The 14,075-nt window shown below is 47.9% G+C and carries 10 protein-coding genes; all 10 read right to left on the bottom strand.

Translation table 11 applies throughout. From position 1 onward, the window contains the following. Nucleotides 1-3: 3 nt before the first annotated feature. Complete coding sequence (locus G3I67_RS04915; protein ID WP_163652160.1) at nt 4-981, bottom strand: tripartite tricarboxylate transporter substrate binding protein; 978 nt, start codon at nt 979-981, stop codon at nt 4-6. Between the two features lie 67 nt (nt 982-1,048). Next, entirely contained in the window at nt 1,049-2,869 is a 1,821-nt protein-coding gene (locus G3I67_RS04910) for a CocE/NonD family hydrolase (RefSeq protein WP_163652158.1), read from the bottom strand. An 11-nt stretch (nt 2,870-2,880) separates the two neighbouring features. Continuing rightward, the gene (locus tag G3I67_RS04905; RefSeq protein ID WP_163652156.1) at nt 2,881-3,927 is read right to left on the bottom strand and encodes an ABC transporter substrate-binding protein; all 1,047 of its coding nucleotides are present in this window, start codon (nt 3,925-3,927) and stop codon (nt 2,881-2,883) included. Beyond that, entirely contained in the window at nt 3,914-4,981 is a 1,068-nt protein-coding gene (locus G3I67_RS04900) for a CobW family GTP-binding protein (RefSeq protein WP_163652154.1), read from the bottom strand. The genes G3I67_RS04905 and G3I67_RS04900 overlap by 14 nt, the downstream gene beginning before the upstream one ends. After that, nucleotides 4,959-6,575: an amidohydrolase family protein gene (locus G3I67_RS04895; protein ID WP_203583550.1), complete on the bottom strand. Its 1,617-nt coding sequence runs from the start codon at nt 6,573-6,575 to the stop codon at nt 4,959-4,961. Before G3I67_RS04895 ends, G3I67_RS04900 begins: the two co-directional genes overlap by 23 nt. Nucleotides 6,576-6,632: 57 nt before the next feature. Next, a complete protein-coding gene (putA, locus tag G3I67_RS04890; RefSeq protein ID WP_163652152.1) occupies nt 6,633-10,454 on the bottom strand; it encodes a trifunctional transcriptional regulator/proline dehydrogenase/L-glutamate gamma-semialdehyde dehydrogenase in 3,822 nt (1,273 codons plus the stop codon). 59 nt (nt 10,455-10,513) lie between these two features. Then, a complete protein-coding gene (locus G3I67_RS04885; protein WP_163652150.1) occupies nt 10,514-11,401 on the bottom strand; it encodes an ABC transporter permease in 888 nt (295 codons plus the stop codon). Next, nucleotides 11,398-12,465 carry an ABC transporter ATP-binding protein gene (locus G3I67_RS04880; protein WP_163652148.1) on the bottom strand — a complete coding sequence of 356 codons (1,068 nt, stop codon included), beginning with the start codon at nt 12,463-12,465 and terminating at the stop codon, nt 11,398-11,400. The genes G3I67_RS04885 and G3I67_RS04880 overlap by 4 nt, the downstream gene beginning before the upstream one ends. A 2-nt stretch (nt 12,466-12,467) precedes the next feature. Next, entirely contained in the window at nt 12,468-13,232 is a 765-nt protein-coding gene (locus G3I67_RS04875; RefSeq protein WP_163652146.1) for an ABC transporter permease, read from the bottom strand. A 397-nt stretch (nt 13,233-13,629) separates the two neighbouring features. Further along, nucleotides 13,630-14,075: transposase (locus G3I67_RS04870; protein ID WP_203583549.1), on the bottom strand; the 446-nt coding region annotated here is incomplete at its 5' end.

Below are 14,075 nucleotides of genomic sequence, written 5' to 3'. Positions count from 1 at the left end.
ATTTCAATTGAGTTGAATTTTGTTTTCGTGAATGATTCTTTGCCAGCGATTTTGCTCGCCTAATACATATTCCTCGAGTTCTTCGGGTGTAGTGGCTTTAATCGTTAGGCCTTCCTGCTCAATTTTTTTGATGAACTCTGGATTTGCGGCGGCATTTTTGGTAGCTGTATTGAGGGCATCAATTACATTGACTGGGGTGTTCGCAGGAGCATATAGCCCGTACCAACTTTCGACAGCGTAGCCGGGAATGATTTCGGAAATGGCAGGCATGCCGGGAAATTTCGGAGACGGCGTGGCACTCGTGATTCCCAGAGCTCGTAATTTTCCGCTTGCCAGTAAAGGTGCGACTGCAGCTGCTGTACCAAAAATCATATCGACCTGACCACCGAGAACATCAGTCATTGCCGGTCCTGCACCACGATATGGAACATGTGTCATATCGATTTTCGCCAGATTGTTGAACATTTCACCGGCCAAATGTGCTGAGGTCCCTTTGCCTTGTGATGCGTATGTTAATTTTCCGGGGGACGCCTTGGCTGCATTAATGATTTCATTCACGCTTTTGAAGGGGCTGTCCGATCGCACCACAAGTACATTCGGACCCCGTGCAATCAGCGCGATAGGGGAAAAGGAAAAATCATTGTAATAAGGAAGGTTGGTTTGCAGGCTTGGATTGACTGCATGCGCGAAAGTTGCCATGACGATGGTGTAACCATCGGGCGTAGCTTTGGCAACCGTATCCATCCCGATGATGGTGCCGGCACCTGGCTTGTTTTCGATCACGACGGGTTGGCCAAGTTGCTGAGCAAGGCCGGCACCCAGGGCACGGGATATTTGGTCTGTGCCGCCCCCCGGAGCGAATGGAACTATAAGGCGGATAGGTTTTTCAGGGTAAGCGGCATAAGAGGCCGGCAAGACAAAGACCGTCAGGATCAATGCAATTGCGCAAGGGATATGTTGGAAAAAACGTTGGATAAGCATGTATACGCTCCACGAGCAGGATTGCACGCAAGCATAGATCGAAAATCTCTTTGGTGGAGGGTGCTTATTAAAGTATCGGTACCTCAACAAAAGAGCCGTTTTCACCTCCTAGTATCAGGTTTAGACAAGGAGGCATTCCATTCGGTATTTGAGGGAAATGATCCGCATCCGCGCCTGCTATGGAAATTCTGAGCCGATTTCCCTTTTTTAGAGTCCAGGAGGTTGGTAAAAGAGCAAACTCCAATCTTTCCGCCCTGTCCGGTTGCAGTAATTTTGCATCGGATCTGAAGAATCGGCGATACGGCCAAGTAGTGATGTACTCTTCGGGACACTTGGATTGTGCTCTATGCAGGGCGCGCAGCATTCCCTCGGTAATATAAATGGTTGTGCCGTCAGGTTTTACCTCGGATGCGTAGACGAACAAGGCAGCATCCCGCTCGGAACTGGAAAGATTAATGCTGGCTATGATGTGTCCGCTTAATTCGATGTCATGATCAAGAGGTGTCGAAGTGAATTTCAGATGTGACTGATCGCGACCACTCCAGTCGAAGAAATAATCAGTGACATTGGCGGCCCCTAATCTTTCCCAACGAGTTTGACTACCGGTCGTAGTTTCAAAATGCACCTGATATGACTTTAGACTTGCATGAGTAGGTTGCTGATTTGATAGGGAGTCGTCATGCGTCAGGTAAAGACGCTTGCTCGCTCTAGGAGGCCAGTGGTTGGTTCCGCGCCATGCTTCTTCATGCATGCTGAAGTAGTGCACCTTATCCTCTTTGTCGATTCCGGTATTCATACCCAGCAAATGTTCGTCGAAAAAGCGCAGTACTTCAGCAAGTATTGAAAATTGTGGTGCAATTTGTTCTCTGAATGGCGATACATTTGTGCGTGCCCCATGATCCCAAGGGCCAAGTAATAAACGATCATGAGGACCCGCCATAGTTAGAAAGCGAGTGATTGACCCATTAGCGTAACCGCCGCCGTCCATCCATCCCGATATTGAATATATTGGTACACCGCTTATAGTGCCCTTTTTTTGATAGTAAAAAGGACTGCAGGCATCCGTATTGAGCTCAGGGGCATGAATAGGGCCTTCGTCGCGAAAGGCGAGCTCTGGCATCATGTCATGAAGTCTGAAATTATCTTTATGCTCCCGGATTGCAGCTTGCAGTTCAATACCATCTATATCGTCGTCGACTGGTTGGGGACCATTAAGCCTTGGATCATTGAAGTACGGAAAGTGCGAAATTTTTTCGGCATCATTATGATCGAGTGCTACCATCAATTCATCATAACTTTTGCTCCAGACGCGAGACAGCATCCCCCCTGGAAATAATTGCTCGTTGTATATGTCGGAAACCGAAAAGAGTGGGGCAATTGCTTTAATTGCCGGGTGTCCAGTACTTGCCAGAAAGCATGCTGCTGCGCCCAGATATGAAATTCCAGTCGAACCGATTATGCCATTGGACCAAGGTTGCGCAATAATCCAGTCGGCGATTTCACGGGAATCCTCTCGCTCTTTTGGTGAACGAAGGGATTCTCGAACACCAAAGCTTGCCCCCGTTCCTCTGACATCAATCACGACTAATGCGTACCCTCTCGGGACAAAGAAGTCACGATATTTCGCGGCATTCGGACTCGGTTCCACACTTTTTTCAATCGTTTTGAAGCGGCGAAAATAGGGTGTGAAAATGGTAATTGCGGGAAACGTCGCACCTGGATTTATCCCTTGTGGCAGGTAGACATCGATCGCAATGCGACATCCATCCCGCATAGTGATGTAAAGCGAATCCGGACGATCCGGCAGGCCGAACTCTTCAGGCCGCGAGCTCAAATATTGGCTTGGACTAATTTGCCAGGCAGTGCCGGCCAGATCGTGATCAGACATGAGGATTCCTATTACATTCCTGCCTTGAATGATTTGTTCCAATACTCAAGCACTTCTGATTTTTGAGCAATCAAGTTTTTAGAATCGTAAGCGAACACACGCTTGAGTTCGCTATCGGTGAAGCTGACACGTGCCCTTAAATCAGCAGGTAAATCGGCATTGCGAACTGTGGGGGCATATCCCATTGCTTTGGCAAATTCAACCTGTCCTTTGGGATCCATCATGGCGTTAAGGTATTTCCATGCACCAGGTTTGTTTCGAGCATTTTTCGGTACGCCACCTTCAAATGTGACCGCGACAGCGCCTTCTTTTGGAAGGACAAATCCTAACGGCAAACCTGCATCTTGCCATTGAAGTGCACGAGCCTTCCACATGCAGGTCATCCAAATTTCGCCGGATTTGAGTGCCGCCGCCACTGCTTCGTTTGAAGGAAAAACTTTTGGATCGTTTTTCCGGATTTCGGCAAGAAATTTCATTCCGGCATTAAAGCTTGAGGTATTGCCACCATTGGCTAACCCAACGAATAATGTGTTGGCAATATGAAGAATGTCCGAGAATCCGACACGTCCCTTGAATTTAGGATCGATTGCGGCAGCGAACGAGTCTGGAGGTGTGGGGATTTTTTCCTTGTTGTAGACAAGAACCATCGCGCTGAAAATATGGGGAATGGAGTACCCGGTTTTGAATTGATCGTACGCGTTCGCAATGTTAGGAGTATTTTTTTCCGTGACAGGTTCGAGCAGGCCGCCAAGGGATAAATCGTACATGTCGATATCCTGTAAAAGGGCGACATCCATTGATCCTCGACGAGAGTTTTTTTCTGCACGGATTTTTGTTGCACGGGCGACAGCGTTGCCTGTATCGAAAACAATACTTGATCCCGAAATGGGGTTGACGATTTTTTGCAATAAATTCTGATAGTCTCCCCCCCAAGTTCCGACGATTACATTGCTTTCTTGTGCAAGAACGTTGCCTGATAGCAGAGGTAATCCCGAAGCAGCTAGTAATGCGGATGAAGATTGCAGAAAAGAACGTCGCTTCATATTAGTTGATTGCATGCGAAACCTCTTTGGAAAAAAGCGGACGGTTGTCCTTGGTTTGATTACCGGATGATACGTTTAAGGAAGTTAAAAATATTTTCGTCTCTGGTAAAAGGCTCATGATTTCGTCGCAGTGGATGTCGCGGGTGATAACAACGATGATATCGGGAGTGGATCGCTGTTGTGTCATGCGTCTTGGCATACCGTAAGTCGTCCCAACTCCTTGAATCAGGATGGGTTCCTCGCAGTCCGAAACGTGCACGAGTGCTTTCACGCGCAATAGTTTTTCACCGCAAATGCCAGCAAGGTCATCCAGCCAACAGGACAAGTCATCCCAATCGAGCTCACTCGTTGCAACTCCTTTCAAGACATGAATACGTGAGTGCCCTTTATCGATTGATGCAGATGTCATCGCAATGACAGCCATGTCGGTAAGACTGCGTTCGAATTCAGGTTTGTTTAGGAATGCATTTTGAACAAGTTTTGCGCGATTTCTGTCATAAATCAACTCGGCTAATGGATTAATCTGCGCGACTCGTGCATGCAGTTTACTTATCGTATCGTCATTAACCTTGTCCAGTTTGGTGAAAACGATTTTTTGTGCAGCTGCGAGTTGCGCGGCGGCCTCGTCGAATTGATCATGTCTGATTTCACCGAATTCGGCGTCAAAAGTCGAAATTACGCTGACTCTCAATCCACGTTGCGCCAAGTATTCGTCGGAAAGCGATGCCAGAATAGGACCCGGACGCGAAATTCCGCTGGTCTCCAGTATGATGCGCGATAACGGAGGCGCGCCTTCAGGACGAGGAGTCTCAAGTAATTCGATAACTGTATCGACTAAATTGCTGCGTAATGAGCAGCAAACACAACCATTTGCCAGAAGAGTCATGCTGGAATCATTGGTGCTTTCGTTGACCAATGCGCCATCAATGCCGATTTCACCCGACTCATTTACGATGATTGCCGTATCGTGTAAATGGTCTTGTCGTAAAAAATCAACAAGCAAAGTTGTTTTGCCGCTTCCTAGAAAACCGCACAAGACGATTAAATCAACGCTTTGGCGGTCGGTCATGGTCGTCATCGCTCCAACTTTGATTCACAATATCACGGACATCGGCAAGCAATTGCTCAGTGTCGAAGATCAGACCCGCTTTAATCGTGTAACGTAAGGATCTCTTCCATTCGGCTTTACCTGTCTCATCATTTAGACGAATCGCTCCTGTGCCATACATCAGTTTGAAGTCTTCGAGTGGATTTAGATCATGTACAAGTAAATCTGCGCGTTTACCTAAATCGATTGATCCTGTGTCATCGTCAATGCCGAGAAGTTCCGCTCCCATTGATGTAGCAGATCGCATGACTTCGATAGGATGAAATCCAGCCTCTTGAAGCAATTCGAGTTCGCGTATCAAGCCAAACCCAAAAATTTGATAAATAAATCCGGAGTCACTGCCCGTGCAAACCCGGCCTCCTAAATTTTTGTATTCATTGACGAATTGCATCCATAAGCGATAGTTTTGCTTCCATTCCACTTCATTTGTGGTACTCCATCGGTACCAGTATGCTCCGTGACCGCCACGTTGGGGTTGGAAATATTTCCAGATGGTCTTCACGGTATAGTCGCCATGCCAATCGGCTCTTCGGGCACGCATGAGATCGCGGTTGGCGTCATATATTCCGAATGTTGGAACGAAGGTATGTCCGGTTTCCAGAAATTGTTCCAGAACATCATTCCATTTTCTGCTACCGGGTTGTGCGGCCTGCATAAACATTTGTCCGGAGACGGAGAAGCGGAAATATTCGTCTCCGTAGTTGTAGTCAGCAGGAAAATTCTGAACGATCCTGTTCTCGAATAACGCCTCTGGAATTCCGTAATAATGTTCAGAACTGTTTAAACCCCATTGAGCTGACTTTAACGCGTTTACGCGCGTGACGGCCATTTGGGCATGATGGCATCCCGTCCTAAGGCCTTGTTTTGTAGCCTCTTCCAACGCCGCCTTCATGATTGCCGGAGGTGCGCCAAAGAACTTGATGCCATCGGCGCCGCGGTCTTTAATGCGTCGCACCCATTCCTTAGCTTGTTCCGGCGTATAGATAGTCTTGATTCTTTCATTGACTGCTGGAAAGTAGGCGTGCAGTATCAATCTGGGTGCTGCGATCTCATTTTTTTCGGATGCTTCACGTTGAGCAAGCATATAGCCCATTCCGTTCATTGATCCCATCTCGCGAACGGTAGTTACGCCATGTGCCAGCCAGAGTTTATAGACATAGTCTGCTGTTGGAACTTGACCGCTCATGCCATGCCAAGGCGTACCAACGTGGGCGTGACAATCAATTAACCCCGGAGTAACCCATTTACCATGGCAATCGATTTCATGATCGCCTGGTGCAGGCCTATTTGCCGGATTGATTGCCTTATTTGGAGAGCCGACGATTTTTAGTTCAGTGATTCGACCACCCTCGACCACTATATCAACGGGCCCTGAAGGTGGGGCACCTGTGCCATCAATCACTGTTGCGCCACGTAATACCAGGCGATTGTATGGTCCCATACCCCGGTCCCGACTAGTGGCAGGTATTGCGGGGTTCATGCCTTTAGGCTCGAACATCAATTTGGTAATTTCTTCACCGACATCGATGTTGTCAGTCATGCTTGAGTTCGCCATATTTTCTCCAGGTTTTGAGTATTCGAAAATTCGCTTATTTTTTTATCTAGGACTTACTTAACCAATCGTCATCAGTGAAGCGTTGCCACCGGCAGCCGCTGTATTCGTACTGATGGATTGTTCGCGTAGTAATAAATCAATCCTGTAGTGTTCGCCCAAGGCTAATGCATCGGAGGACTTGCTTTGCACAGTGACGATCGGTCCCGATCGATTTGCAATTCGGAAATTTAAATTTTTTAACTCATCAGTATCGCCTTCAAATAATACTGACTGGAAATTGGTTTGTTCAAGCGCCTGATCGGCGATGAGCTGGCACGAAGATTGATCGATATGATTATTCCTCATCCACATCGAGACTTTTTCGCTTTCGATCCAGATCGGTCGATTGCCTGATTCGAGTACAAGTTTCATTTGCGATTCAAATCCGATTTCTGTTGATGCGATGCACAATATATGGCCTTGCGGGCTCAACCTATAAGTGTTGCGCTCTCCAGTCGGTCCGGCAAGTATTGTTTCAACCGATCCTTGAAAATGACTGTTCACCGAAATCGGCAAATTGGCCGGGTAATTGCTTAGTAATCTATACAAATAAATTGGCCCACCGGCTTTAGGGCCTGTGCCGGATAGACGAGATCCGCCAAAAGGCTGCACGCCAACAACAGCTCCAACAATGTTTCGATTCACATAGATGTTGCCTGCCTCGATACTTGACAGGACATGCTTCACGGTTTCGTCTATCCTAGAGTGAATGCCGAACGTCAATCCATAACCGAGTAGGTTGATCGATTCGATCACATGGTCAAGATTTTGTCGTTTGTAGCGCACAACATGCAGAACGGGTCCGAAGATTTCCTTTTTCAATTGATCGATCGAGTTGAGTTCGATCACAGTGGGTGCAATGAAGTATCCATTCGCACACTGGTCACCAAGATTGATTTGAGTGACTACATGTCCGTTTGAGCGCATCTGGTCAATGTAATGAGCGATTGATTTTTGTGAATCGGCGTCAATGATCGGTCCAATATCTGTAGCCAAGCGATCACAATTTCCCATAGTGAGCTCTCGCATGGCGCCGTGCAGCATTTCCAGAACATGATCCGCGCTATCTTCCTGCAGGCACAACAAACGTAACGCGGAGCATCTCTGACCGGCTGAATCGAACGCTGACGTCAACGTGTCGGCAACAACCTGTTCCGGCAAGGCGGAGGAGTCAACGATCATTGCGTTGATGCCACCTGTTTCCGCAATGAATGTGATGGGCTGACCATCTTCGTTCAGACGCAACGCAAGTTTCCGCGCGATGATTTTGGCAACATCAGTCGATCCGGTGAAAATCACGCCACAGATTTCAGGTGCCGCAACGAGTTCAGCACCGACGGTTTCTCCCGGGCCTGTCAACAGTTGCAGAACATTTCTTGGAATGCCGGCTTCGTGCAGAATCCGGACCGCTTGAGCTGCGATCAAGGATGTTTGTTCGGCAGGTTTCGCCAGAACCACGTTGCCTGCGGCAAGCGCCGCAGCGATCTGCCCGATAAAAATGGCAAGTGGAAAGTTCCAAGGACTTATGCAAAGGACAGGTCCGATCGCCCTATGAGTTGCATTATTGATGTGCTCTTTAGCCTGATCGGCGTAATAGCGCAAAAAATCTATCGCTTCCCTGATTTCAGCTATGGCATTAGGTAGTGTTTTTCCTGCCTCACGCACAATGAGGCCGATGATCGATTGCATTTCTGACTCAAGTAGTTCTGCGCTGTGCTGTAAATATTGCGCTCTTTCCTCTGCGGGTGTCGCTTGCCAGATTGGAAAGGTCCGTTTGGCGATTTTGAGGGCGATAGCCAATTCGTTAGGACTGGCGTATGCAACATACCCGACAATATCACGCCTATCGGCTGGATTATGTACAGGCATGAACCGTTCAGACGCTAGTAAATCGTCTTGTTCAGAGATGATTGGTGCAGCCTTCCAGTTGTTTTCAGTACTTTGTAGCAAGGCAGCTGCTAGTGATCCCAGCCTATGCTCATTGCTCAGATCAAATCCGTAGGAGTTTTTTCTCGCCCCCGAGGATGCTGATCCAAATAGTTCACGCGGCAGCGGAATTTGCTCATGAGGCTGACCAGGCGGAAGGATTTTTTTAGCCTGATCGACGGGATCTTCAATTAACGCCGAAATCGGAATGGTTTCATCGTTGATGCGATGAACGAAAGACGTATTCGCGCCATTTTCAAGTAATCGCCTGACTAAGTACGCCAAGAGCGTTTGATGTGTGCCCACAGGCGCGTAAATCCTGCAAGGACGATTGAGCTTACCCTCAGATATGGGGCCAGTGACTTCTTCATACAAGGGTTCGCCCATTCCATGCAGACATTGGAACTCATACTGACCTTTGTAAAAGTTTTCGCCTGCCATGTGAAATATTGATGCGACTGTATGGGCATTATGCGTCGCAAATTGAGGAAAGATAGCGTCGGGGGATCCGAGCAATTTTCGAGCGCATGCCAGATAAGAAACATCCGTATAGACCTTTCTTGTAAAGACCGGATAGCCCTCAAGGCCATCCAGTTGGGCGCGTTTGATTTCCGAATCCCAGTATGCGCCTTTGACAAGTCGGATCATGAGTCGATGCTGGCTGCGCCGCCCAAGATCTATCAGATAGTCTATGACGAATGGTGCGCGCTTTTGATAAGCTTGAACGACAAAACCTATGCCGTGCCAGGAAGCAAGCGAGGGATCGAAACACAGTGCTTCGAGAAGATCAAGGGACAGCTCAAGCCTGTCGGCCTCTTCAGCATCGATATTCAAACCGATGTCATAGCTTCGGGCCAATCGTGCAAGTGACAATAAATCAGGAAGCAACTCCGACATGACCCGCTCGCGTTGGGCGCGACTGTATCGTGGGTGCAGTGCCGAAAGTTTGATCGAAATTCCCGGTCCCTCATAAATTCCGCGTTTGGCGGCATGTTTACCGATTGCGTGAATCGCTTGCTCGTAAAGAGAGTAATAGAACTTCGCGCTTGCGGCGTCCATCGCCGCCTCGCCAAGCATATCGTACGAGTGTCCGAAGCCTTTAGCCTCGCTTTTTGCGCTATTTGCAAGAGCCTCTGTAATGCTTTGTCCGGAAACGAATTGTTCGCCCATTAAGCGCATGGCCATATTCACGCCTTTGCGCACCAAAGGCTCTCCTCCCTTGGAAATCAGTCGCGTAATCGCGTTGGATAAGGACTTTTCGCTGCTCACCGATACCAGTTTGCCCGTCAGCATGAGGCCCCAAGTCGCGGCGTTGACGAACAGCGATGGCGAACCACCCATGTGGGACTTCCAGTCGCCTCGGGAAATTTTGTCTCGAATCAATGCATCGCGTGTCGCGATGTCCGGTATCCGGAGTAGGGCTTCGGCAAGACACATCAAAGCGATACCCTCTTGCGAAGAAAGCGAGAACTCTTGCAAAAGAACTTCAACGCCGCCTTTGCTTCTTTTTTTCCGCAGCGATGCTACTAAGGTTGCTGCTAATTCCTGCACTCGGTTTTGATCAGGGTAGCGAGCCGCCTCAAGTAATTGTGGCAATGCATCTTGTTCCGGACGACGATAAGCGGCAGTGATGGCCGCGCGCAGAACCGATTGAGGCTGAATGTCTTGGGCAAACTCCATGAATGGAATAGCATGAGTTGTTTCCGTAAAGTTGCCGTCTGAAAAATGGTGCGAACGATCTTCAAGAGCATGATTCAATTCCGGAGGGATCTCTCCTCGCTCGATTCTTTCAATGTAGGCTTGAAGTGCCTGTTTATGAAGCCAATGAGGTGTTTTTCCGATACGCGAGGCAGCCAGTCTAAGTCTTTCACGCAATGAATCTTCGACTTTGACTCCGAGGGTTGTGGTAGCCATCGATGGTTGCCTTTCTGTCAGATTATGTGGGTTCGAAGTGTTGCCGCCTGAACGCTGTATCAGGAGGCCATGGTTTTGACATACCGTCTGTGAATCATCCAGCTGGAAAATAGTGCCATCATCATGGTTGCGATCACTAGAATCAGAGCTAGGCTTGAGCCAAACGCCCAGTTTGAGGCTTTGGCGATTTGTCCGTATAAGGATGGCGCCATCATGGTGATGCCGCTGCCGCCCAGCAGGACGGGAGTAGCGTATGCATTCATGCAAAGAATGAATACAAGCATAGTGCCGGCAGCCACTCCGGGTGCAGCGATCGGCAGGACAATTCGGAAAAAAGTAGTGAAAAAATTTGCCCCAAGGTTTTGAGCGGCCTCTTCAACAGTGAAGTCGATTCCTTCTAGAACACTTTGCAAGGTGAGGATCATGTACGGAAGAACAACCGCGGTTGTTCCAATGACGACGGCCAATGGGGTGTAAAGCAGTTTGATCGGCTGATCAATCAAACCAGTCCATATCAGGATTGAATTAGCCACCCCGGCGTTTCCAAGCACAACCATCCATCCCGCTGCACGTACCACGTTGCCGACCATGAGCGGAAACACAAGCAGAATAATGAGCAGGCTTTTATGCTTGGTTTGGGTTTTGGCCAGAAAATACGCAACCGGAAAACCCATCACTAGAGCCAGAAATGTGCAAATGGCTGCAATTTTCAGTGTGTCTAAGAAAACACCTCTGTAATACGCATCACTGAAGAATTTGATGTAATTGTCAAGCGTAAATCCTTCGCGCATTATATCTACAGGGTCATGGTGATTAAAGCTGTAGCGAAACATCAGCAAGATCGGAATCATGATGATGATAAAGACGACTAGCGATGATGGAAATGCCAGCAGTATTCCAAGCCGGCTTCCTGACTGATTGGTGTCTGCGCTTTTGAGCGATCTCATCGATGGCTCCGCTCGTTGAAAATTGCGCAGTCCGTGTCCTTGAATCCAAGGTAAAGATTGGCGCCGGTTTTTAGAAGCGTATCTTTGCGCTGTTCCCTTGTGTTTGGAATCTGGCAAGTGAGACGCTGTCTGCCCGGACCTTCCAGTTGGACATGAATATGTGCGCCAAGATATGAGATGTTTTGAACGGATACGGGTACATGATTACCGGCATTGGGTTCGGACCAGAGTTCTGTCCTCTCCGGTCTGATGCCGATGATGGTGGTGTCGGGCTTGAGATGCCCGACCTTGAGGGTCACGCCATGTTCTGTCAAGAATTGTCGATCACCTGTCGGGGCGCCATTGAAGAAATTCATTTTTCCTAAAAAGTCAGCCACAAACAGATTGGTTGGTTGTTCATAAACTGATTGCGGTGTACCGATTTGCTGGACTTTGCCATCGTGCATGATGGCCATCCGATCCGAGATGGCTAAAGCTTCCTCCTGGTCATGCGTGACAAATATCGTCGTCAACCCCAAGCGTTTTTGCAGCGTTCTGATCTCTTCGCGAACTTCAAGCCTAAGCTTCGCGTCCAAATTGGATAAGGGTTCATCCAGTAAAAATACTTTTGGTTCTATAGCCAAAGCGCGCGCGATCGCAACACGTTGTTGCTGTCCTCCGGAGAGTTGCCTGGGGTAGCGATCTTTAAGTTCACTCATTCGAACCATGTCGAGCGCATTCCGAATACGCTTATCTCGTTCGGTTGCAGCGATTTTGTGCATTTCAAGGCCAAACGAAACATTTTGTGCAACAGTCATATGCGGAAATAATGCATATCGTTGAAATACCATACCCGTATTGCGCTTATGGACAGGGGTGTTTGTCACGTCTGCTTCGCCGATGAGAATTCGTCCGGAGGTCGGTTCGATAAAGCCTGCGATCATTCTGAGCGTTGTTGTTTTACCGCATCCGCTTGGACCTAGAAATGCGACTAGTTCTCCATCTGCGATTTCTAGCGAAAAATCAGATACAGCGACTGATCCGCCGAATTGTTTCTTGAGATTGAGTAACGAAACGTTCGCCATGATCAAACCACCTGACTGAGTTTTACGAACCGGTCGGTCACCAGCATGATGACGCCGAGCAAAAGTATCTGCACTGTCGACACAGCTGCAATCGTCGGATCCAGATTGAATTCCAGATATTGCATGATTGCGATCGGAAGTGTCGTATTGCCCGGACCGACAAGGGACAGGGAAACTTCAAGATTTTCGAAAGAAACGATGAAACTGAATAAAGCAGCAGCAACAATAGCCGGACGCAACATCGGAAGCGTGACTCTGAAAAATGCAACGCGACTATTCGCCCCCAGATTTCTCGCAGCTTCTTCAATCGAGCCGTCCAATCCATGCATGCTGGCAGAAACCAGCCTGACCGTCCAAGGGATGGTCAGGCAAATATGCGCTAAAACCAAGCCGCCTATAGTGCCGACAATATCCTGATCCAGAAAATTTTCTGTCCGCAGATAAAAGAGATATATAGCGATGCCCGTAACGATTCCAGGCATCAACAGGGGGGAGAGGAGTAGCGTATTGATGTATTGCGCCCCTGAGAATTTGAATCTGACGATTCCAAGCGCAGCCATGACCCCTAAGCTGACGCCAATCAGGGCCGAGATCAATGCGATCTGAAGACTAAAAATAAAGCCATTGATGAATGATTGATTTTCCCATGCGTTTTGATACCAGGAAAGCGTATAACCGGAGGGGGGAAAGAACAGGATCGAGTCCTTGAAAAAACTCAAAGCGATGACGAAGAAGAGGGGGCACAGCATGATTGCATATACCAACATGACGAAAATCCGCAACGGCCAACGTCCTAGGCTTAATCGTTTTGTGGACGAACTTTCTTCGATCACGGCACATCCTTTAAAGGGATTAATTCGCAATCAATGTAAACGGGTTGTACCTTTTTAATTACTAGGGTTAACCCTTTGTTAATGGATTTAAGTGTTAATTTGATATTTGAAGATGCAGATGAATTGGTTATTTGTTCCTATTGGAATCAATTTGTGAATTAACCTCAGCATGTATTAGGTTTCTCAGGGCACTCAACGTACAATTCAACTATATAATTTTAATAATTTGAGAATTATTCTCATGCTGATAATGAAATTCGAGAAACTAGTTGGTGTTTTTTAAATCAGGCATTTTCCTGGCTCTTCCCCATTATCGGGGGAAGGGTACTCATCAAACACGGTAAAAAACGCCGTTCCAACCGCAGTGAGCCAAGACTCTCAAGCGGTAATTTTCAAAATTCCTAAAGCCATAGGCCCTACGGGACATCATTTCCATTTTAGTGTGGAATCCTTCGGTGATTCCATTCGATTTGGAGAAGCGCCACATTCGCACAATGGGCTCAATCCATGAGGTCAAGGTGGCAGCCAGAGATTTGGCTGGGCTATGTGCCAATTGCCCGATGAGCGTTAATAGTTTGGGCAGAATTCTCTTAGCGTGTTTAGCCTGAAGATTTTTAATCAAGAGCATTTTGTTTAACCGCTGTTTGGCGCGATAAAGTGATTCGAGCACAGGGTACTGCTCCAGATACTTTGCAAGATTGTCTTGCTGTTGATCAGTCAATTTCCATTGATGTCGACGCATCAAACTCAGCAAGCCCCGATTCTTTCTACCCAATG

The sequence above is a fragment of the Sheuella amnicola genome (assembly GCF_010499255.1).
Classification (GTDB): Bacteria; Pseudomonadota; Gammaproteobacteria; order Burkholderiales; family Burkholderiaceae_B; genus Zwartia; species Zwartia amnicola.
Note: the sequence above shows the minus strand (reverse complement) of the source record. Positions and strands in the feature narration are given on the sequence as shown.